The 19247-nt window shown below is 63.6% G+C and carries 23 protein-coding genes; 12 read left to right on the top strand and 11 right to left on the bottom strand.

The features are described from left to right. Positions 1-106: 106 nt before the first annotated feature. The 5 genes from rpoD to RPF88_RS00905 all read left to right on the top strand — a co-directional run bounded on the left by rpoD (position 107) and on the right by RPF88_RS00905 (position 4368). Positions 107-2128: an RNA polymerase sigma factor RpoD gene (gene rpoD, locus RPF88_RS00885; RefSeq protein ID WP_013530149.1), complete on the top strand. Its 2022-nt coding sequence runs from the start codon at positions 107-109 to the stop codon at positions 2126-2128. A gap of 181 nt (positions 2129-2309) precedes the next feature. Continuing rightward, on the top strand, positions 2310-2603 hold the full coding sequence (locus RPF88_RS00890) for a GYD domain-containing protein (protein ID WP_027162061.1): 294 nt from the start codon (positions 2310-2312) through the stop codon (positions 2601-2603). Between the two features lie 129 nt (positions 2604-2732). Then, entirely contained in the window at positions 2733-3101 is a 369-nt protein-coding gene (locus RPF88_RS00895; RefSeq protein ID WP_013530151.1) for a thiol-disulfide oxidoreductase DCC family protein, read from the top strand. 159 nt (positions 3102-3260) lie between these two features. Next, complete coding sequence (locus RPF88_RS00900; protein ID WP_013530152.1) at positions 3261-3956, top strand: PadR family transcriptional regulator; 696 nt, start codon at positions 3261-3263, stop codon at positions 3954-3956. A 112-nt stretch (positions 3957-4068) separates the two neighbouring features. After that, positions 4069-4368 carry an HlyU family transcriptional regulator gene (locus RPF88_RS00905; protein WP_013530153.1) on the top strand — a complete coding sequence of 100 codons (300 nt, stop codon included), beginning with the start codon at positions 4069-4071 and terminating at the stop codon, positions 4366-4368. 89 nt (positions 4369-4457) lie between these two features. Here RPF88_RS00905 and RPF88_RS00910 read toward each other — a convergent pair whose 3' ends face one another. The 6 genes from RPF88_RS00910 to RPF88_RS00935 all read right to left on the bottom strand — a co-directional run bounded on the left by RPF88_RS00910 (position 4458) and on the right by RPF88_RS00935 (position 8327). Continuing rightward, positions 4458-4667, bottom strand: coding sequence for a hypothetical protein (locus RPF88_RS00910; protein WP_013530154.1), 210 nt, complete (start codon positions 4665-4667; stop codon positions 4458-4460). Between the two features lie 93 nt (positions 4668-4760). Then, entirely contained in the window at positions 4761-5396 is a 636-nt protein-coding gene (locus RPF88_RS00915) for an outer membrane lipoprotein carrier protein LolA (RefSeq protein WP_337121510.1), read from the bottom strand. A gap of 56 nt (positions 5397-5452) precedes the next feature. Continuing rightward, positions 5453-5716 (bottom strand): YMGG-like glycine zipper-containing protein, encoded by a 264-nt coding sequence (locus tag RPF88_RS00920; protein WP_013530156.1) that lies wholly within the window; start codon positions 5714-5716, stop codon positions 5453-5455. A gap of 118 nt (positions 5717-5834) precedes the next feature. Beyond that, positions 5835-6221 carry a hypothetical protein gene (locus RPF88_RS00925; protein ID WP_337121514.1) on the bottom strand — a complete coding sequence of 129 codons (387 nt, stop codon included), beginning with the start codon at positions 6219-6221 and terminating at the stop codon, positions 5835-5837. Between the two features lie 318 nt (positions 6222-6539). After that, complete coding sequence (locus RPF88_RS00930) at positions 6540-7742, bottom strand: MFS transporter (protein ID WP_337121516.1); 1203 nt, start codon at positions 7740-7742, stop codon at positions 6540-6542. A gap of 126 nt (positions 7743-7868) precedes the next feature. Beyond that, positions 7869-8327: an Lrp/AsnC family transcriptional regulator gene (locus RPF88_RS00935; RefSeq protein ID WP_013530158.1), complete on the bottom strand. Its 459-nt coding sequence runs from the start codon at positions 8325-8327 to the stop codon at positions 7869-7871. 170 nt (positions 8328-8497) lie between these two features. Between RPF88_RS00935 and RPF88_RS00940 the strand changes: the two genes are divergently transcribed. Both RPF88_RS00940 and RPF88_RS00945 read left to right on the top strand, forming a co-directional pair. After that, the gene (locus tag RPF88_RS00940; protein WP_013530159.1) at positions 8498-9232 is read left to right on the top strand and encodes an AzlC family ABC transporter permease; all 735 of its coding nucleotides are present in this window, start codon (positions 8498-8500) and stop codon (positions 9230-9232) included. Continuing rightward, entirely contained in the window at positions 9229-9528 is a 300-nt protein-coding gene (locus RPF88_RS00945; RefSeq protein ID WP_337121519.1) for an AzlD family protein, read from the top strand. Before RPF88_RS00940 ends, RPF88_RS00945 begins: the two co-directional genes overlap by 4 nt. A gap of 54 nt (positions 9529-9582) precedes the next feature. On the opposite strand, the gene RPF88_RS00950 is transcribed toward RPF88_RS00945, so the two are convergent. Further along, the gene (locus RPF88_RS00950; RefSeq protein WP_024505492.1) at positions 9583-10218 is read right to left on the bottom strand and encodes an FMN-dependent NADH-azoreductase; all 636 of its coding nucleotides are present in this window, start codon (positions 10216-10218) and stop codon (positions 9583-9585) included. Between the two features lie 113 nt (positions 10219-10331). Here RPF88_RS00950 and RPF88_RS00955 point away from each other — a divergent pair, with 113 nt between their 5' ends. Further along, a complete protein-coding gene (locus tag RPF88_RS00955) occupies positions 10332-11288 on the top strand; it encodes a LysR family transcriptional regulator (RefSeq protein WP_027162049.1) in 957 nt (318 codons plus the stop codon). On the opposite strand, the gene RPF88_RS00960 is transcribed toward RPF88_RS00955, so the two are convergent. Next, complete coding sequence (locus RPF88_RS00960; RefSeq protein WP_027162048.1) at positions 11221-11847, bottom strand: TetR/AcrR family transcriptional regulator; 627 nt, start codon at positions 11845-11847, stop codon at positions 11221-11223. The two genes, RPF88_RS00955 and RPF88_RS00960, sit on opposite strands and share 68 nt — an antisense overlap. A gap of 66 nt (positions 11848-11913) precedes the next feature. Here RPF88_RS00960 and RPF88_RS00965 point away from each other — a divergent pair, with 66 nt between their 5' ends. Next, complete coding sequence (locus RPF88_RS00965) at positions 11914-12339, top strand: VOC family protein (protein ID WP_013530166.1); 426 nt, start codon at positions 11914-11916, stop codon at positions 12337-12339. A 9-nt stretch (positions 12340-12348) separates the two neighbouring features. Here RPF88_RS00965 and RPF88_RS00970 read toward each other — a convergent pair whose 3' ends face one another. Then, positions 12349-13296: a S1C family serine protease gene (locus RPF88_RS00970; RefSeq protein ID WP_337121523.1), complete on the bottom strand. Its 948-nt coding sequence runs from the start codon at positions 13294-13296 to the stop codon at positions 12349-12351. Between the two features lie 226 nt (positions 13297-13522). Here RPF88_RS00970 and RPF88_RS00975 point away from each other — a divergent pair, with 226 nt between their 5' ends. The 3 genes from RPF88_RS00975 (at position 13523) to RPF88_RS00985 (ending at position 16010) form a co-directional block, all read left to right on the top strand. After that, positions 13523-14395 (top strand): S1C family serine protease, encoded by an 873-nt coding sequence (locus RPF88_RS00975; RefSeq protein WP_127369560.1) that lies wholly within the window; start codon positions 13523-13525, stop codon positions 14393-14395. A gap of 8 nt (positions 14396-14403) precedes the next feature. Beyond that, the gene (locus RPF88_RS00980) at positions 14404-15033 is read left to right on the top strand and encodes a helix-turn-helix transcriptional regulator (RefSeq protein ID WP_024505497.1); all 630 of its coding nucleotides are present in this window, start codon (positions 14404-14406) and stop codon (positions 15031-15033) included. Positions 15034-15143: 110 nt separating this feature from the next. Next, a complete protein-coding gene (locus tag RPF88_RS00985; protein ID WP_013530170.1) occupies positions 15144-16010 on the top strand; it encodes an SDR family oxidoreductase in 867 nt (288 codons plus the stop codon). A gap of 133 nt (positions 16011-16143) precedes the next feature. On the opposite strand, the gene RPF88_RS00990 is transcribed toward RPF88_RS00985, so the two are convergent. Further along, positions 16144-16659 carry a TIGR00645 family protein gene (locus RPF88_RS00990; protein ID WP_013530171.1) on the bottom strand — a complete coding sequence of 172 codons (516 nt, stop codon included), beginning with the start codon at positions 16657-16659 and terminating at the stop codon, positions 16144-16146. Between the two features lie 305 nt (positions 16660-16964). Next, complete coding sequence (locus tag RPF88_RS00995) at positions 16965-19193, bottom strand: OmpA family protein (RefSeq protein WP_337121529.1); 2229 nt, start codon at positions 19191-19193, stop codon at positions 16965-16967. Positions 19194-19247: the final 54 nt, after the last annotated feature.

A 19247-nucleotide genomic window follows, 5' to 3' on the forward strand; every position in this document is an offset into this window, starting at 1 on the left:
AGTTACTGGCCCGGTGAAGCGCGTTTCGTAAGCGAGCGCATCCGATTTGACTGGTCCGACAGCTTACGCGGCTTTGAAGTTCGGCCGCTAGGAGAAGATAAAGACTATGGCGACAAAGGAAAAGGAAGAGGTCGAAACCGAACGCGAAGGCGCCACCGATGGCCCTCTGCTCGACCTTTCCGATGATGCTGTCAAGAAGATGATCAAGGCCGCCAAGAAGCGCGGCTATGTCACCATGGACGAGCTGAATTCGGTGCTGCCCTCAGAGGAAGTGACCTCCGAGCAGATCGAGGACACGATGGCGATGCTGTCCGACATGGGCATCAACGTGGTCGAGGACGACGAGCAGGGCGAGGAGCCCGAGGCCGCCGACACCGCGGCCGATGCCGAGGAAGACGCCAACGAGCTGGCTGAGCAGACCGGCACCGCGGTTGCCGCCACCACCACCAAGAAAGAACCGACCGATCGCACCGACGATCCGGTGCGCATGTATCTGCGCGAGATGGGCTCGGTGGAGCTTTTGTCGCGCGAGGGCGAAATTGCCATCGCCAAACGCATCGAGGCCGGCCGCGAGACGATGATCGCGGGTCTGTGCGAAAGCCCGCTGACCTTCCAGGCCATCATCATCTGGCGCGACGAACTCAACGAATCCAAGATCCTGCTGCGTGAGATCATCGATCTCGAAGCCACCTATGCCGGCCCCGAGGCCAAGCAGGCGCCGGTGGTCGAGCGCGTCGAGGAAGCCAAGGTCGAGGACAAGCCGCGCCGTTCGCGCGACGACGAAGACGACATCACCAATGTCGGCGCCGATACGCGTGGGCTGACGGATGACGACGACGAAGACGAGGACGAAGCGAGCCTGTCGCTGGCCGCGATGGAAGCGGAACTCCGCCCGCAGGTGATGGAGACGCTCGACGTTATCGCCGACACCTACAAAAAGCTGCGCAAGCTGCAGGATCAGCAGGTCGAGAACCGTCTGGCCGCGGCCGGCACGCTGTCGCCCAGCCAGGATCGCCGGCTGAAGGAGCTGAAGGACCAGCTGATCAAGGCGGTGAAGTCGCTGTCGCTCAACACGGCGCGCATCGAGGCGCTGGTCGAGCAGCTCTACGACATCAACAAGCGCCTGGTGCAGAACGAAGGCAAGCTGCTCAGGCTCGCCGAAAGCTACGGCGTGCGTCGCGAAGAGTTCCTGAAGGAATATCAGGGTTCCGAGCTCGACCCGAACTGGACGCGCTCGATCGGCAACCTGACCTCGCGCGGCTGGAAGGAATTCACCAAGAACGAGAAGGATGCGATCAAGGACCTGCGCGCCGAAATCCAGAACCTCGCCACCGAAACGGCGATCTCGATCCTGGAATTCCGCAAGATCGTCAACCAGGTGCAGAAGGGCGAGCGCGAAGCGGCGATCGCCAAGAAGGAAATGGTCGAGGCCAATCTGCGCCTCGTCATCTCAATCGCCAAGAAATACACCAATCGCGGCCTGCAGTTCCTCGACCTGATCCAGGAAGGCAATATCGGCCTGATGAAGGCGGTCGACAAATTCGAATACCGCCGCGGTTACAAGTTCTCGACCTACGCGACGTGGTGGATCCGGCAGGCGATCACGCGTTCGATCGCCGATCAGGCGCGCACCATCCGCATTCCGGTGCACATGATCGAAACGATCAACAAGATCGTGCGCACCTCGCGCCAGATGCTGCACGAGATCGGCCGCGAGCCGACGCCGGAAGAACTGGCCGAAAAGCTTGCCATGCCGCTCGAAAAGGTGCGCAAGGTCTTGAAGATCGCCAAGGAGCCGATCTCGCTCGAAACGCCGGTCGGCGACGAGGAGGATTCGCATCTGGGCGATTTCATCGAGGACAAGATGGCGATCCTGCCGATCGACGCGGCGATCCAGGCCAATTTGCGCGAGACCACCACGCGCGTGCTGGCCTCGCTGACGCCGCGCGAGGAGCGCGTGCTCAGAATGCGCTTCGGCATCGGCATGAACACCGACCACACGCTGGAAGAAGTCGGCCAGCAGTTCTCGGTTACCCGCGAGCGTATCCGCCAGATCGAAGCCAAGGCGCTGCGCAAGCTCAAGCACCCGAGCAGGTCGCGCAAGCTGCGCAGTTTCCTGGATAGCTGAGACTTACCGATGCAAAGAGTTCAAGGGCGCCGATGGCGCCCTTTTTTGTTTGTGGGGCGCACTCTTGCGGGCCAGGCCCTTCGGGAGGATAATTTCGCTGTCGGATGCATTTCTGGGCGATAAGCCGGATGCCCGCCCCGGCGAAGCCGCCGTGCTCCGTGGCCCCGGAGGGAGGTGTGCCATGACAAGCTACATCGTGCTGATGAACTGGACGGAGCAGGGTGCCAGAAACGTGCGCGAGTCACCGAAGCGGCTCGACGCCGCCAGGAGGCAACTGGGAGACATGGGCGGATCGTTCAAGGCGTTTTACCTGACCATGGGCGAATACGACATGGTGGCGGTGGTCGAAGCGCCCGACGACGCGGTGCTGGCGCGCTTCTCGCTGATGCTGGCGGCGGCCGGCAATGTCAGGACGCGGACGCTGAAGGCCTTTCCCGAATTGGCCTACCGCGAGATCGTCACCTCGCTCGGATAGAGCCCGTAGCGGAAGGGCCGGACCGGCTGGCCCGATACATTCTCCTTCGCGAGCGACCGAGCGACGTCTTGACGGCGCCCGATCGTTCGTGGTCCTTCAAGTTTGCGCTACCAACCAAATGCCGGAACTATGCTGACCGTCTGGTACAATACGCGCTGCCCGGTCTGCGATGCCGGGATCAGCAGGCAGAAGCGGCGGCTGATCGAAGCGGTCAAGGCTGGGCGGATCGAGTTCCGAGACATCAATTTTGAACCGGCAGCGCTAGCCGGATTTGGCGCGTCGCTTGAGGATATCCGCCGCCGGCTGCACGCCACCGATGCCGAGGGCCGACTGCTGGTCGGCGCCGATGTCGCCATCGCGGTATGGAAGGTCACGCCGGGCGAGGGCTGGTTGGCGACGCTGTTCGGCAATCCGGTTGCCTTGCCGCTGACACGCTTTGCCTACGATCGCTTTGCCGATCTTCTCTATGCCTGGAACCGGCGCAAGGGGCGCTGGTAGCCGAATTTATCGGTGGCCGCCGTTCGCAACGAAGCGGCCGAGACTGGAAAATCGAGCCCGCTGGTGCTGCATTCAGATACATCGTAAGATATATCTTGACTCCATCGATTGACTTGCCTAATTAAGATATATCGTAAGATACAACTCAAGGAGCAATCAATGCACAAACACAATCATTTCGGGCGCGGTCATTTCGGCGAGCGCATGTTCATGCACATGGCCGGCAAATTCGGTGGCAGAGGGGGCGGCGGCTTTGGCCCGTTCGGCCACGGCGGCCGTGGTGGCGGGCGCGGCGGTCCGGGCGACATGTTCCGCGCCGGACGCATGCTGGCCGACGGCGACCTCAAGCTGATCACGCTGTCGCTGCTGGCCGAAGCGCCGCGTCACGGCTACGACATCATCAAGGCCCTGGAAGAGCGCACCAGCGGCATCTACAGCCCGAGCCCGGGCGTGGTCTACCCGACGCTGACCTTCCTGGAAGAGGCCGGCTATGCCGCCTCCGCCGCCGACGGCAACAAGAAGGTGTTTTCGATCACCGAGGCGGGCCAGGCGCATCTCGCCGACAACCGCGAGATGATCGACGGCGTGCTCGACCATCTCGAGCGCTTCGGCCGCAAAATGGCCAAGGCGCGCGACTGGTTCGGCTGGAACGACGAGAGCGAAGAGGGCGGGCGTCGTGGCGGCCGCGGTGGCCGCGGGGATCGTTCGGAAGCGCGCGACGAATTCCGCGCAGTCCGTCACCGGCTGCGCGCGGCTCTGGGCGACTTCGTCGACGCCCCGGCCGACAAGCAGGCCGAGGCCATCGCCATCCTCGAAGCCGCCGCCGAGGCGCTGGAAGCGCTGTCGCACAAGTAAGCTCGTCCAGCCGACCGGACGCAGCCCTTGCCCGCTGGCCCAAGGACCGATAGTGAAATTCATCCCGCGTCACTCTACATGGTGCGGGATGAATGCTGTTGGAGGAAGTCCGATGTCTTTTCTGAAGCGTCTTTTCGGCGGTGGCGGCGGCGGAACCCAGACGGCTGAGCCGACGAGTGCAGCGCCAGCCAAGCAGGTCGAGCACAAGGGCTTTCTGATCAGCGCCACGCCCTACAAGGCCGATGGCCAGTACCAGACCTGCGGCGTCGTCTCCAAGGAGATCGACGGCGTGGTGAAGGAACACAAATTCATCCGCGCCGACCGCTTTGCCGGGCTCGACGACGCCGTCGACATCTCGATCAAGAAGGGCATCCAACTGGTCGACGAGCAGGGCGATCGGATTTTTGGGTAAGGGCCGGACCATCGCCACACCGAGCGCCGCCCGGGCCTTGCGCCACGATAGACCTATCGCTCAGGGGTTGACGTGCGACCGCCAGCGGGTCAATTCGTCCTGGCGGGATCGATCGTCATCAGGCGTGCCCTTGCCTCGATCAGGTGCCTTTGCGCGGCTCTTATCCGGCTGCACAATGCCAGATTGAGGGCGACGCCACCTTCCTCATCCAGCAAGTCGTTCGCGCACTTCAAAGAGTGCTCAGCTCTCCTTATACGCAGTCTGGCTTTGGCCGCTTCCATGCTGTGAATTTCAATCATTGCGCCGCGTCCTTTGCGGTTCCGGTCCCTTCATGGACTAAACCGCTGATGATCGCATTGGTTCCGGCCCAGGGAATATGCCCGCGGCTTCGGCTATTTCGTTGTCGTGTTGAATTCACGGTTTGCCGTGTAATCGATCGCGAAGGTACCCTCGGGAGCGCGAACGCCCTGCTTCACATTTGATATATTAACCGTTGTGGTAAGTCCCTTCTCGTCGGTGATGCTCCATCTGCGCAGATCGAGAGATTTACTGTCGAACACCATGGAGATGCTCGAATTGCCGAAGGTCGATCTGTCGGCCAGCTTGACGGTAACTTGGGCGCCATCGTCCCTGATGCTTTTCACGCGATTGCCGGAGAAGTCGACCTTATTGTCGAGCAGCAGCTTAAGCGGCGTCTTCGAGAGAGCATAAAGCCGCGATGTCTTCAGCTTTCTGTTATAAACCACCAGGGATTTGCCATCTGCAATCACGCTGATCCCTGATTGGCCTGCATAGTTGAATCGGATCTTGCCGGGGCGTTGTAGAAAAAACCTGCCACGGGTCCTCTCCGCATTTGGACCCGACTGGACGAAGTCCCCGGACATGGACTTTACCGATGAGAGGTGATCGGCAATCGTCTTGGCATCAACAGGCGCGGCGGAGATCGCGGCGGTGGATGCCGCATACATCGCGGCAGCGCTGGCAACGGCGAACCAGCAACCCAGCAGTACTTTGATCCGATAGCCCATCGCTTATCCCACCTCCGGAGCAGGCGCGTGATCGAAAGAGATCACGCGCCTCCAGGTCAGTAACCCTCCGGGCATCGTGCAACGTAAACCCGGCCATACTGATCGCGATATCTGCACTGGCCGGCTTCGCTGGCGTGCCCGATGACGGCCCCGGCTATCGCGCCAACCGCACCGCCAACAACCGCCCCTTGCACAGGATCGCCGGCCACCGCGGCGCCTACCGCTGCGCCACCCAAGCCGCCGACGGCAGCGCCTTGTTCTGTACGGGAGCACGCCGAGAGCGGAATGAGCAGGCTCAAAATGAGCAGCGTCTTTTTCATTGGTTCTCTCCTGGGCTACTATTAGCCAAAGCTTAAATGCTCAAGAAAGCTTTTCGATCCATCGTGGGTTGCCTGTCCTGCAAGCGCCGGGCCGTGGCGGACCCGTGTGCCCTCCGGCTCAAACGCCTGCAATCGCCAAAAGCCAAGCCAGGATATCGAGCAGCAGAAACAGCAGCGCAATCTGCAGCGCCACCCGCAGCCGCTGGATAATTCGCCAGTTGCCGGCCATGTCCGCCTTGATGCGAAGCGCAAGCGTGCGGCGCATGGCCGACATCGTCGTCGGCCTGTCGCCGTCGACATATTGATCAAGCAACTCTTCGGGATCGAAGCGGAATGTGTATTGGTGGTAGGGCCAAAGCATGAAGACGATCAGCCCGCCAATGCCGAACAGCAGGGCCACCGCAATCCAGTCCCAAGGCCCAAGCCCGTTGGAAAGGGCCGCACCGCCAAGCAACGAGTTTGCGAAGGCGGTGGCGAAGACAAGGCTGCCGGCGCGGCTGCTCATGTTCTCCACAAGGGTTTGCTGTTGCGTGAGACCTCTCACTGCTTCCTGATAAATGAATGCAAGACGCGGATCGTCGTCGGCAACAGCGCTTGCGGCAATTCTGTTGCTTTCGCTTCCACTCGGATGTTCGACCATCAGGGTGTCCTCTCTCGCGTGGACTGGATGCGCGAGCTCAGTCGAGATCGCTTGGTGCAAACGTTGGCCGTAAGCTGCCTCGCGCAAGGGGGAACGGATGAAACAGGGGACAGGATCCGCAGTGAACCGAACGGGCCAGGCTGATTGCGCGCCCGGCCAGCAAGGTGTGGAAATCGACGCGGACTAAGCCGGCTGCAACTCCCTGCGCGGCAGTGGCGGGAACGCGATGGCGATGCCGACCGCCCCGAGCCCGATAAGAGCCGAGCCGATGAACAGCCAGGAATAGTTGGCGTAGGCGTCGAACACCATGCCGCCGGCAAGCGGGCCCAGCGCCATGCCGAGGCTGGACAGCATGGTGGCGGCGCCGAACACGGTGCCGAGGATGCGCTGGCCGAAATATTCGCGCGCCAGCACCGCATAGAGCGGCATGACGCCGCCATAGGTGGCACCGAAGATAACGGCCAGCATGTAGAACTGCTCAAGCCGGCTGATCGAGAGATAGGCGGCAATGACGATCGCCTGGATCGCCAGGCCCGCGATCAGCACCGGCTTGACGCCCAGCCGGTCGGCCAGCACGCCGTAGAAGAGCCGGCCGCCGAGGCCTGCCAGGCCTTCCACACTGTAGATCGAGACCGCTGCCATGGGGGCGACGCCACACAGCATGGCATAGCTGACCATGTGGAAGATCGGCCCGGAATGCGCCGCGCAGCAGGCAAAGAAGGTCAGCCCCAGCACGATGAACTGCGGTGAGCGCAGCGCCTTGCCGACCGTCAGGCCGGCGCCTTCGGCAACCGGCGCGGAGCCGGTATCGGCCATGACGGGCTTCGGTGGTGGGCGCACCAGCAGCACCACCGGCAACAGCAATAGCCAGGCGGTAATGCCGATGTCGAACATGGCGGTGCGCCAGTCATAGGCGGAGATCAGCCAGCGGGCGAAGGGCGAAATCGTCATCGGCGCCACGCCCATGCCTGCCGAGACCAGCGAGACGGCGAGGCTACGGTTGGTGTCGAACCAGCCTGTGGTCAGCGCGATCATCGGCGCGAAAAAGGCGCTTGCCGCGAGGCCGACCAGCACGCCATAGGTAATCTGGAAGCTCAGCAGCGAACCGGCCCGGCTGGCCAGCACCAGCGCCAGCCCGAGCAGAACCGCGCCGGTCATCACGACGATGCGGGCGCCAAAACGGTCCGATATCGCGCCCCAGGCGAAGCCGCCAAGGCCCATCACCAGGAAGTTGAGCGTCATGGCGCTCGAAATGCCGGCGCGCGACCAGTTGGTGTCGATCGCCATCGGCTCGAGAAAGATCGCCAGCGAAAACATCGTCCCGATGGCGACACAGGACATCAGCGCGCCAGCCGCGACGATGACCCAACGATAGGAAAAGCTCATTCAAATCTCCCATGCCAGAGGGCAGCGCTCAGCGCTGCTTGCATCCGAAGGACGCCGGCAGCGAGGCTGATCCTACAATCCGGTTGCATTTTTTATCCAGTCTGGCCCGACGCCGTTTTCAGCAGATCAGATCGGCAGTTCCGACGTGTATTTGATCGTCTGGCTGGGGACGTCGGTCTTGACGTTCTGCACGCCCTTGATGCGGCTCAGATGCTCCGACTGGAAGCGGCGGTAGTCGTCGATGCCGGCCGCCACTACGCGCACCATGGCGTCGCAATCGCCGAGCATCAGGTAGCACTCCATCACCTGCGGCAGCTTGGCGACTTCGGTGGCGAAATGCTCGATCGTGTCCTCGTCCTGCGTCTTCAGCCAGATGCGGGTGAAGAAGGTCAGACCCTTGCCGATGCTGGCCGGGTTGAGCACAGCGACGTAGCGGTCGATGACACCGGCTTCCTCCAGCAGCTTCACGCGACGCAGGCAAGGCGATGGCGACAGCCCGACCTCATTGGCCAGATCATTGTTGGCCATGCGGCCGTCGCGCTGCAGCGCCCGCAGAATCCGCTTGTCGATCTCATCCAGCTTCATGGCTACAGATTCCATCTATTCGAAAATTTGTAACATAAAATGCCAGAATTGGGCGAAATACAACAATCTCCGCAACCAAATTGCGGACCGATTTCGGTATGTTTGCTGCCGACATCAGTTGATTTCAAACGCAGGGAAGCGGCGGCCGCGAGGTCAGCCGATGAAGACACATGAGCATTTCACAGGCAGTCGAGACGGTGGCAGATGGTTCGAAATCCGAATTCCGCCGTGGCGTGGCGTCCTGCGCGCCGGTGCTGTTCGGCACCATCCCCTATGCGCTGGTGCTTGGCGCCCAGGCGACGCAGAAAGGCTTGAGCACGGTCGAACTGTCTGCCATGACAGGGCTGAATTTCGCCGGCGGTTCGGAATTCGCGGCGATCCAGTTGTGGACGTCGCCGCCGCACATCGTGCTCATCGTCGCCATCACCTTCCTGGTCAACAGCCGTCACCTGCTGATGGGTGCGGCACTGGCGCCGTTCCTGCGCGACCTGCCACGGCGCAAGGTGTTTCCGGCACTTTTCCTTATGTGCGATGAAAGCTGGGCGCTGGGCTTGGCCGATGCCAAACTGCGTGCTGCAGCCGGCATCACGCCGGCCTTCAGCCCGCGCTACTATATGGGCGCGGCGCTGGCGATGTATCTCACCTGGGTGGCCTTCACCACGCTGGGTGCCTTGCTCGGTCCGATGCTTGGCCATGTCGAGACCTATGGTTTTGACATGGCGTTCCCGGCTGTCTTCCTGGTGCTGATGCGCGGCATGTGGACGGGTATGGCGGCGGCGCGGCCCTGGCTGGTCAGCCTGGTCGTTGCAGCACTGGTCTATCTCTTCGTTCCCGGTGCCTGGTATGTCGCCGCCGGCGCCATGTCGGGTCTGGTCGCGGCCTGGCTGATGGCAGGTGATGCATGATCGATGCAACGACCCTTTTCACCATCGTGCTGATGGCCGGCGTCACTTATCTGACGCGGATCGGCGGCTATGTCGTCCTGCGCAACCGCACGCTGGGCGCCCGTGCCACGGCTGTGATGGAAGCTGCGCCCGGCTGCGTGCTGATCTCTGTCATCGCACCGGCCTTCGTATCGAAGTCCCCGGCGGATCTTCTGGCGCTGGCTGTTACTCTGGCAGCCGCCACGCGGTTTTCCATGCTGCCGACCGTGCTGATCGGGGTCAGCGCCGCTGGTCTGCTGAGGCTCCTCATCGGCTAGAACGCAAAAGGCAGGCGCGAACGCCTGCCTTCGATGCGGACAAATTTCGGCTGTTTACGCGGCAGCCGCGACGTCCCGGCTGGCGGCCACAACGGCGTCGACCTTGGCGGTCGCCTTGGCGAGCGCTGCTGTCACCGCGTCAGGACCCATGCCAACGCCTTCGATGCGGATGACATCGACATCGGTCATGCCGAGGAAGCCGAGCACGCCACGCAGGTAGGGAATGGCGTGATCGAACTGCACGGCCGCACCTTCCGAATAGATGCCGCCGGAAGCCAGCACGATATAGACCTTCTTGCCGGTGACCAGACCCTTGGGGCCGTTCTCGCCATAGGCAAAGCTCTTGCCGGAGCGGGAGATATGGTCGACCCATGACTTCAGGGTCGAGGAGATGTTGAAGTTGATGAAGCCGGTGGCCAGGATCACCGTGTCGGCGGCGAACAGCTCGTCGAGCACGACATCGGAGACGCCGACGACTTCAGCCTGGCGCGGGGTGCGCGCTTCGGCCGGGGTATAGATGCCCGTCGCATAGTCGGCATCGATGTGCGGCAACGGATTGGCGACGAGGTCGCGCACGACGAGCGTGTTCGACGGATCGGCGGCGACGAGCTTTTCGGCGAATTCGGTGGCGATGCGGGTCGAATGCGAGGCAGCGCCGCGCGGGCTCGAAGTGACAAGAAGAATGGACATTTTGGGCTCTCTCCAGCGGTTGGAATGATTTGTCCCGCCAGATATGGGGCTTTCGATCCATTCAATAAACTGGTATATTTTCTATACGATCCATCCATAAATTGGATATAACGATGCAGCCCAACCCGACGCTCGATCAACTTCAGATCTTTGTGACAGTCGCCGAAGCCGGCAGCTTCTCGGCCGCCGGCCGCAAGCTCAACCGGGCACAGTCCGTCATCAGCTACGGCATCGCCAATCTCGAGGCGCAGCTTGGGCTGAAACTGTTCGAGCGCGAGGGCACGCGCGAGCCGCAATTGACGGAGATCGGCCGGGCGATGCTGGAGGACGCACGGCGCATGATCGGCGTGCTGCAGCGCATCCGCTCGCGCGTCGACGGCCACCACCAGGGGCTCGAGGCCGAGGTCGCGCTGTCGGTCGACGCGACGCTGCCGTCACCGGTGCTGGTTCGGGTGCTGAAGGCATTCGAGGCGCAGTTTCCGACCGTGATGCTGCGGCTGCACATCGGCACGCTCGGCCTGATCCCCGACCATGTCGTCAGCGGTCAGGCCGACCTTGGCATTGGCGGCCTGCTGGGCGATGTCGACGTGAACCTTGTGCGCATCGGCTTCATGTCGATCGTGCTGGCCGCCGCGCCCACCCACCCGCTGGCCTTGCTGCCGAAACCGGTGGCGATCGAGGATGCGCGCGAACACACCCAACTTGTCGTCACCGACCAGTCGGAGCGCACCAAGGGGCGCGACTTCGGCGTCTATGCCTACCGTACCTGGCGGCTGACGGATGTGCGCACCAAGCATATGCTGATGCGCGAGGGGCTGGGCTGGGGCGGGCTGCCGCGCTGGCTGATATCAGACGACCTGGCGAGCGGCCGGCTGGTCGAGATCGACCTCGAATCCTTCAGGGAGGTGAGCTCGCCGCTGTTTGCCATGCATCGCAGCGATCGCAGCCCGAAGCCGGCGGCGGCCTGGCTGATCGACCAGTTCAAGCGCCAGCTCGGCTGCTTCAACGAGTTCGAACCGGGCGAGGTGCCGGATGAGGAGCACGAGACAGTCCATCGATCAGCGCCATGAGCACGGCACGGTAGTCCTCGGCCGAGGCGCCGGCCTCGATGGCCAGGGCGGCACGGTCGAAGGCGGAGCCGAGCAGTGCGGTCAGCGCTTCGGCCGGCAATCTCGTCATCGTCTGCGCCCGCATCGCCGCGACCAGCCCTTCGCGCAGAGAGCGGTTGCCGTGGCGATTGTCGATCGCGTCCATGGCGGCGCGGCCAAGCACGGCCGGGCCGTCGAGCAGCAGCAGCCGCGTGCGTCCGGGCGCGCGCATGGCGGCGAGATAGGCGTCGGAGCCGGCAATCAGCGCGTCATGGGCAAACAGCGATGGCGGCGAGGCGCGCTCGATCTCCTCGGCGACCGCTGCCGCCTCCTGCTCGACCACGGCAGCAAACAGTGCCTGCTTGTCAGCAAAATGATGGTAGAGCGCGCCGCGCGTCACGCCGGCGGCGGCGACGATCTCCGGCGTGCCGGTCTCGGAATAGGATTTCTCCGTGAACAGCTTTCGCGCCGCGGCAATCAGGTGGGCGCGCGTCGCTTCGGTGCGGTCGCGGTTGGAACGACGCGCGAAATCGTGTTGCATACATGCAGCCTGTATGTTAATTCAGTTTACATGCAGACTGTATGTTAATTGACGGGAGAAGGAAAGATGAAGACCACGAGCTATTACCCGGTGCTGATGACCGGCGACGTCGCCGGCACGGCGGCCTTTTATGTGAAGCATTTCCGCTTCCAGCCCCTGTTCGAAAGCGACTGGTATGTGCATCTGCAATCGGGGGAGGACAGAAGAGTCAATCTCGGCATCGTCCAGGGCGACCATGAGACCATCCCGGAAGAGGGGCGGGGCCGCGCTTCGGGCCTGCTGATCAATTTCGAGGTTCGCGACCCGGACGCTGTCTATGAGCGCGTCGTCGCCGCCGGCCTGCCGATCCTGCGCTCGCTGCGCGACGAGCCCTTCGGCCAGCGCCATTTCATCACCAAGGACCCCAATGGCGTGCTGATCGACGTCATCAAGCCGATCCCGCCGAGCGAGGCGTTTCTGGCGCAGTATGCGGAAGGGGTGGCGGGAGCCTGAGCGCCCGCCTCAACTGGCCCTTGCCACCGGCGTCACCGTCACCTGGCTGACACCGGTGCGGCGCACGACGGTGCACAGCGTCTCGCGGCCGATGCGTTCGGCGTCGAGCATGCGCACCAGGTCGTCGACGCCGGTGACAGGACGGCCGTCGATGGCGGCGATGATGTCGCCTTCTTTCAGGCCGGCCTTGGCCGCCGGGCCGTCCTTCTCGACGCTGCGCAGGCGAACCGCCGTGCTGGTCGAGACTTGCGACAACAGGGCGGCGCGGCGCGGCAAACTGGCAGTGTCGGCCGAGACGCCGATGAAGGCGCGGCGGACACGGCCGAAGCGGATGATCTCCGAAATGACGAAATTGGCGGTGTTGGAGGCGACAGCGAAGGCGATGCCCTGCGCGCCATGGATCATGGCGGTGTTGACGCCGATCACCTCGCCGGCCGACGAAACCAGCGGCCCGCCGGAATTGCCGGGGTTGAGCGCTGCGTCGGTCTGGATGACGTCGTCGATCAGCCGGCCGGTCGAGGCGCGCATGGAGCGGCCGAGCGCCGAGACGACGCCGGAGGTGACGGTCCATTCAAAGCCGAGCGGATTGCCGATGGCGATGGCGATCTGGCCGCGCCGCAGCCGCTTGGAATCGGCGAGCGGTGCGACATCGGCAAAGCTGCCGTCGGCTCGCACCAGCGCGATGTCGGTGTCGGGATCGCGGCCGAGCACGCGGCCTTCGCGGGAGGCGCCGTCCGGCATCGAGACGCGCACTGTCCTGGCATCGCCGACGACGTGGAAATTGGTGACGACCAGTCCGTCCGGCGCGATGACGAAGCCGGAGCCGTGGCCGCCCTGACCCACGCGTTCGATGCGGCAGACGGCCGGGCCGATGCGGTCGACGGCGTCCGCAACGGTCGTCGAATATGCGTCGAGCAATGTATCGTCAGGTTCGAATTTGGCTGCGGCGAGGGCCATGGAAGGGCTCCGTATTTTCGGGCGAAAGGATGATTTTTTTCCTGTGCGCGTCGTTGTCCCAAAACCGCTGAGCACTTTTGGGCGACACGCACTATATGTGCGGAGCGGCTGGAACCGCCGCGACCTGACCAGATGGCCAGTCAAACCGGCAACTAGCCGTCAGGCGAGTACCTCTGAACGCGCTGTCGAGCGATATCTGGGGCATGGATGAACCCAGGAGACCAATATGAGCGATTTCAATCTGAGTGCGTTTTCGCAAGCCATCGCCGATCTCGCCGCCCAGGCGGCACCGGCAACGGCTGGCTTCGCCACGCATCATCACCGCACGGCAAGCGCCTTCCACTGGCGTGACGGTTATTTCGTCACCGCCGAGGAGGCTGTCGAGGCCGGCGAGGAGATCGAACTGACGCTGGCCTCGGGTGAGGCGGTGAAGGCAGAACTGGTCGGCCGCGATCCGTCGACTGGCGTTGCCCTGCTGAAGCCGGCTACGGCCATCAACGCCGTGCCGTTGGCCAGGGCTGACGCGGTGCGGCCAGGCAACATTGCCATCGCCATCGGCAATAGCAACGGGTCGGCTCTGGCCGTTTCGGGCTCGGTCGGCGAAGTCGGTCCGGCCTGGCGCTCGATGCGCGGCGGCACCATCGACCGGCGCATCAATCTGGCCGTCGGTGCCGGCGGCCGTTTCGAGGGCGGCCCGGTTCTCGACGCCAAGGGTGCGCTGATCGGCATGCTGCTGTTCGGGCCGCGCCACCGGGCGCTGGTCATGCCTTACGAGACGATCGAGCGGGCGGTTGCGACGCTGCGCGAAAAGGGCCATGTCGCGCGCGGTTATCTCGGCGCCGGCCTGCATCCGGTACGCGACCGCGACGCGCATGGCGCGATGGTGATGAGCCTCGATGACGATGGTCCCGCCAAGGCCGCCGGTCTCTCTCTCGGCGATATCATCGTGGCGTGGAACGGTGAGGCGGTGCATGGCCCGCGCGACCTGATCCGCAGGCTCGGACCAGACAGTGCGGGCGCTTCGGTGACGCTCGGCGTGGTGCGCGGCGGCGAACAGCGCGATGTCGGGCTGACCATCGGCGAAAAGCCGCTGAGCTGAGGGCATCCATGGACACGCTCACCAGCGACCGGATCATGCATGACGGTGCCGTCTCGCGGCGGCTGGTGGTGCTGATTGCGCTTGGCGATGCGTCGCGCGCCGAGCGCCTGGCGGCCTCGCTGGCCGCGAGCGATGACCTGCTGCCGGTGGTGGCCGGCAGGGCTGACGTCGCCATCGTTGACGACAGCAGCGGCGGTGCTGTGCCGGCCGCCATTCCCCGGGTTCTTCTATCGGGAGGCGCCAATGGCGAACGGCCCGCGGGCGAGGTGTTGGCCGTCCTCGAAACGGGCGCGGACGATTTGTTGATCGCTGCGGCGGCGCGGCTGGCGGCGGCCGGCTATCGGGTATCGGGCGAGCGCAGAACCGGACGCCATGAGGATTTCCATACTGGCGATGGCGAGCCGTTCGAAGATGAAGCCTCCGACGAGCATGCCGTCCGTCCTTCGCTGTCGCCGCGCGAGGCGGAAGTGCTGGCGCTGCTGGCCGAGGGCGCACCCAACAAGGTGATCGCGCGGCGGCTGAACATTTCCGTGCACACCGCGAAGTTCCATGTCGCCGCAATCCTGATCAAGCTCGGTGCCGCCAACCGCACCGACGCGATTGCCACTGCGATGCGGCAGGGGCTGGTGCTGGTTTAGTCATAAACCCTACGCTGCGTAACGCGGTGTCCGGCGTGTCGGGTCTTGCGCTGTGGTCGCCCGCCGCGCAAAGCTTCGCGTCTGACGTGTTGCAAGGGAGGCGCAAGGAAATGTCGCTCAAGGGAAAGACGCTGTTCATCTCCGGCGGATCGCGCGGCATCGGGCTGGCGATCGCGCTGCGCGCGGCGCGCGACGGCGCCAATGTGACGATCGCGGCCAAAACCGCCGAACCGCATCCGAAGCTGCCCGGCACAATCTATAGCGCGGCAGAAGAGATCGAGCAGGCCGGCGGCAAGGCGCTGCCCGTGCTGTGCGACATCCGTGAAGAGGCACAGGTGGCCGAGGCGGTCGCCAGGACCGTGGAAAAGTTCGGCGGCATCGATATCTGCGTCAACAATGCCAGCGCCATCCAGCTCACCGGCACGCTGGAAACCGACATGAAGCGCTACGACCTGATGCATCAGATCAACACGCGCGGCACCTTCCTGGTGTCCAAAATGTGCATTCCGCACCTGAAGTTGGCCAGCAATCCTCACATCCTGAATCTGGCACCGCCGCTCGACATGAAGGCCAAGTGGTTCAAGAACCATGTCGCCTACACGATGGCCAAGTTCGGCATGTCGATGTGCACGCTGGGCATGAGCGCCGAGTTCGCCAAGGACGGCATCGCCGTCAATTCACTGTGGCCGATTTCGACCATCGACACGGCAGCCGTGCGCAATCTGCTGGGCGGCGCGACGGTGGCGGCAATGAGCCGTTTGCCCGACATCATGGCCGATGCTGCGCATGCCATCTTCATGCGGCCGGCGCGCGAAGCGACTGGCAACTTCTACATCGACGAAGAGGTGCTGCGCGCCGAGGGCGTCAGCGATTTCTCGATCTATGCGCCTGATGCGACCGGGCCGCTGGCCGGCGACTTTTTTGTCCCCGACGAGGTGTTTGCCCGCACGGACAGCAAGATCAGGAATATTTACTAGAGCTCTTTGTTTTGACGCGACGGGCGTCGAGCCAAGCCCTTCGCCACCCGCAGAGTCATGGGAAAGCCCTGCTCGAACAAGGCGGTAGGGCATCGTTCCTGCGGGATTGATTCAACGTCCGGCAGGCGCAGGCTCACGCCTCGTCCTTCTTGCCTTTGCTCAGGCCCATCAGCCGGTCGATATAGGCGAGCATGAGCGCCGAGACGACGAAGGCGAGATGGATGATGGTCAGCCACATCAACTGGTCGGTCGTGTAGGACGATGAGTTCAAGAACACCTGCAAGAGGTGGATCGACGAGATGGCGACGATGGTCGAGGCAACCTTGACCTTCAGCGAACCGACATCGATGGTGCCCAGCCAGTGCACACCGCCGTCCTGGTCGTCGAAGCGGCTGACGAAATTCTCGTAGCCCGAGATGATGACCATCACCACCAGCGAGGCAACCAGCGCGGCATCGATCAAGCCGAGCATCTTCAGGATGGTGTCGGTGTCACCGAGCGTGAACGCCAGGCTAATGAACTCATAGAGCTTCTTGCCGAAGGACAGCGCATAGACGGCCAATGCCAGGGCCAGGCCTATATAGAAAACGACGAGCAGCCAGCGTGAAGCGAGAATGATCGATTCGATGGCGAGTTCGAGACGCTTCATGGGATGATTCCGGCTGGTTATCTCTCAGACAATGGCCGTATTCGACGAGGCCGCCACCGTTTGCAAGACAAAAAACCCCGCCGAACAAAGTCCGGCGGGGCTCAATGCGTCCCGCTGGAGTCGGGACGGGGCAGGGAACGCCCAGCACCGAATCTGGGGTGGCTGCGCTCGCGATTCAATGAGCCGTGTCTAACGCCCGTACAATTCTTGTTGAACCCCGCACATCCATCCACCCCCGGCTGTGCCGGGGGTGGATGCTTCTCTTGCCGATTCCACAAACCGGGTCATGATTTTGAAATCATGACCTAATTGTTGCTGGCGACCGGTGCCACCAGCGAGGTGATGCGGCGGATGGCGACGCGGCGGTTCTCGCGGTTGGGCGCCGCCGTGTTGACCTTCAGATACTCCTCGCCATAGCCCTGTGTCGTCAGGTTTTCCGGCGGGATGCCGAAGGCATTGGTCAGAGCCTCCGCCACCGCTTCCGCACGGCGATCGGAAAGAGCGAGGTTAGCCTCCGGTGTGCCGACCGCGTCGGTGTGACCTTCGATCAGGAAGGTCTCGGCCGGGTTCTTCTTCAACAGCTTCTCCATGGCCGTCGCTACGCCCTCGAGCTTCTGCACCTCGGTGTCGGAGATGGAGGCCGAACCGAATTCGAAGTTGAGCGTGTCGAGATCGACGCGACGTGCGATGTCGCGCACGCGGGCCGAACGCTTGACCTCGTCGATCGAATAGAGGCGCTGGACCTTCTCGACCGGGGGCTGTTCGAGGAACTCGTAGTAGTCATCGGGGCTCTCGACGTCCTCGGAATCGAGAATGTATTCCCGGCGCGGGATGGTCAGCCGCATCGGCGGCAGGTCGTCGCCGGGATCACGCCAGTCGCTGTCATCTTGATAGTGCCGCTCGTCGACATAGCTCAGCACATATTCGCGTCCATCCGGCGCGATGCGCGAACGCTGGATAACGTCGCCATAGCGGTTGCGGATGGTGACGATCCGGACACCGTTGTCACGCTCGACGATTTCCCGGGTGCGGTCGCCCGACAGATCCTCATAGTAGACTTCTTTGGCACCGCGGGTGACGCGCGGGGCGTCATTGCTCTGGACAAATGTCTGGTTGTTGAACTGCAGGATGACGCGATCGCCGAGTTTCCTGACGACGTCGACGCCTTTCGGACGCCGACGATCGCGGGCGATCTCATCGGGCGCACGCTCTACGCGCGTGCCCTTCTCCTCGGTCACCGGGACGATCTTCTCGGGCTTGATCTCCTGCTGTGCGGCCCTGTCGTCGGTGGGCGGCGGACCCTGCTCGACGGGAGCAGCCACCGGCTTGCGGCCCTGATCGCCACCTTGCTGGGCATTTTGCCCGCCATTCTGCTGCTCGCCATCCTGCGGGACGATCTTGTCGCCCTGCTTGCGTCCGCCTCTGCGCTCGGCGTCCTTCTGGCTGTCCAGGATGGGGGCGGCGTTTGGATCAGCCGGTGCTTCGCCCTGCACCGGGTTTTCGCCCTGTGCCGGTGCTGCCGTCTGACCATTGGCCGGTTGTTCGCCGGTGGCGGGTTGTTCGGCCGTCGCCGGCTGCTCGCCAACAGGTTTCCTGCCGTGCTTCTTCGTCGTGTCCTGGGGCTGCTCGCCTTGGGCCGCCGGCTGCTCGCCGGCAGGGGCCGTCGCCTCTCCAGCGGGAGCTTCCTTCGGCGCCGGGGCGACTTCAGGTTGGGCTTGCTGATCCTGCCTGTTCTTCTTGCGCGGCTGGGCCTGTTCGCCGGGCTGATTGTCGTTGGCCGGCGCGACCTGTTCGGCCGGCGTCTGCTCGGTCTGCTGCTGCTGATCACGCTTCTTCCTGCGCGGCTGCTGTTCCCCTGCGGGTGCTGCCTGTTCGGCCGGCGCCTGCTCGGTCTGCTGCTGCTGGTCACGCTTCTTTCTGCGCGGCTGCTGTTCCCCTGCGGGTGCTGCCTGTTCGGCCGGCGCCTGCTCGGTCTGCTGCTGCTGGTCACGCTTCTTTCTGCGCGGCTGCTGTTCCTCTGCGGGCGCTGCCTGTTCGGCCGGCGCCTGCTCGGTCTGCTGCTGCTGATCACGCTTCTTCCTGCGCGGCTGCTGTTCCTCTGCGGGTGCTGCCTGTTCGGCCGGCGCCTGCTCGGCCTGCTGCTGCTGATCACGCTTCTTCCTGCGCGGCTGCTGTTCCTCGGCGGGAGCGGCCTGTTCGGCGGGCGCCTGCTCGGCCTGCTGCTGCTGGTCGCGCTTCTTCCGGCGTGGCTGCTGCTCCTCGGCGGGCTGCTCGCTCTGGGCAGGCGCGGCCTGCTGTTCAGGCTCGGCCTTCTTGCGCTCGTGTTTCTGTTCGGGTTCCGCCTGCTGCTTCTGCGCGCAGGCCTCGGCCGATTCGCCCTCGGCGCATGCTGCTTGCGCCAGGATGAATGGGGTTGCCGTGCGCTGGGCAAGACCGGACGCGACACTTCCCTGAAGCGGGAACGCGCCCAACGGCGCGGATGCCATCAGCAGGCCAAGTGCGGTGCCTGCCAGAATCCGTGGTTGGCGTTTCATCGAAATTCTCCTTGTGGGGTCCCATCCTTGCCGAAACCGATCTTGTGCCGATTG

This window comes from Mesorhizobium sp. ISC11 (assembly GCF_037162595.1).
Taxonomy (GTDB): domain Bacteria; phylum Pseudomonadota; class Alphaproteobacteria; order Rhizobiales; family Rhizobiaceae; genus Mesorhizobium; species Mesorhizobium ciceri.

What these genes read in the sequence shown, in the direction of transcription:
- rpoD (WP_013530149.1), top strand. Translation starts at nt 107, where the DNA reads ATGGCGACAAAGGAAAAGGAAGAGGTCGAAACCGAACGCGAAGGCGCC.
- RPF88_RS00890 (WP_027162061.1), top strand. Translation starts at nt 2,310, where the DNA reads ATGACAAGCTACATCGTGCTGATGAACTGGACGGAGCAGGGTGCCAGA.
- RPF88_RS00895 (WP_013530151.1), top strand. Translation starts at nt 2,733, where the DNA reads ATGCTGACCGTCTGGTACAATACGCGCTGCCCGGTCTGCGATGCCGGG.
- RPF88_RS00900 (WP_013530152.1), top strand. Translation starts at nt 3,261, where the DNA reads ATGCACAAACACAATCATTTCGGGCGCGGTCATTTCGGCGAGCGCATG.
- RPF88_RS00905 (WP_013530153.1), top strand. Translation starts at nt 4,069, where the DNA reads ATGTCTTTTCTGAAGCGTCTTTTCGGCGGTGGCGGCGGCGGAACCCAG.
- RPF88_RS00910 (WP_013530154.1), bottom strand. Translation starts at nt 4,667, where the DNA reads ATGATTGAAATTCACAGCATGGAAGCGGCCAAAGCCAGACTGCGTATA.
- RPF88_RS00915 (WP_337121510.1), bottom strand. Translation starts at nt 5,396, where the DNA reads ATGGGCTATCGGATCAAAGTACTGCTGGGTTGCTGGTTCGCCGTTGCC.
- RPF88_RS00920 (WP_013530156.1), bottom strand. Translation starts at nt 5,716, where the DNA reads ATGAAAAAGACGCTGCTCATTTTGAGCCTGCTCATTCCGCTCTCGGCG.
- RPF88_RS00925 (WP_337121514.1), bottom strand. Translation starts at nt 6,221, where the DNA reads ATGAGCAGCCGCGCCGGCAGCCTTGTCTTCGCCACCGCCTTCGCAAAC.
- RPF88_RS00930 (WP_337121516.1), bottom strand. Translation starts at nt 7,742, where the DNA reads ATGAGCTTTTCCTATCGTTGGGTCATCGTCGCGGCTGGCGCGCTGATG.
- RPF88_RS00935 (WP_013530158.1), bottom strand. Translation starts at nt 8,327, where the DNA reads ATGAAGCTGGATGAGATCGACAAGCGGATTCTGCGGGCGCTGCAGCGC.
- RPF88_RS00940 (WP_013530159.1), top strand. Translation starts at nt 8,498, where the DNA reads ATGAGCATTTCACAGGCAGTCGAGACGGTGGCAGATGGTTCGAAATCC.
- RPF88_RS00945 (WP_337121519.1), top strand. Translation starts at nt 9,229, where the DNA reads ATGATCGATGCAACGACCCTTTTCACCATCGTGCTGATGGCCGGCGTC.
- RPF88_RS00950 (WP_024505492.1), bottom strand. Translation starts at nt 10,218, where the DNA reads ATGTCCATTCTTCTTGTCACTTCGAGCCCGCGCGGCGCTGCCTCGCAT.
- RPF88_RS00955 (WP_027162049.1), top strand. Translation starts at nt 10,332, where the DNA reads ATGCAGCCCAACCCGACGCTCGATCAACTTCAGATCTTTGTGACAGTC.
- RPF88_RS00960 (WP_027162048.1), bottom strand. Translation starts at nt 11,847, where the DNA reads ATGCAACACGATTTCGCGCGTCGTTCCAACCGCGACCGCACCGAAGCG.
- RPF88_RS00965 (WP_013530166.1), top strand. Translation starts at nt 11,914, where the DNA reads ATGAAGACCACGAGCTATTACCCGGTGCTGATGACCGGCGACGTCGCC.
- RPF88_RS00970 (WP_337121523.1), bottom strand. Translation starts at nt 13,296, where the DNA reads ATGGCCCTCGCCGCAGCCAAATTCGAACCTGACGATACATTGCTCGAC.
- RPF88_RS00975 (WP_127369560.1), top strand. Translation starts at nt 13,523, where the DNA reads ATGAGCGATTTCAATCTGAGTGCGTTTTCGCAAGCCATCGCCGATCTC.
- RPF88_RS00980 (WP_024505497.1), top strand. Translation starts at nt 14,404, where the DNA reads ATGGACACGCTCACCAGCGACCGGATCATGCATGACGGTGCCGTCTCG.
- RPF88_RS00985 (WP_013530170.1), top strand. Translation starts at nt 15,144, where the DNA reads ATGTCGCTCAAGGGAAAGACGCTGTTCATCTCCGGCGGATCGCGCGGC.
- RPF88_RS00990 (WP_013530171.1), bottom strand. Translation starts at nt 16,659, where the DNA reads ATGAAGCGTCTCGAACTCGCCATCGAATCGATCATTCTCGCTTCACGC.
- RPF88_RS00995 (WP_337121529.1), bottom strand. Translation starts at nt 19,193, where the DNA reads ATGAAACGCCAACCACGGATTCTGGCAGGCACCGCACTTGGCCTGCTG.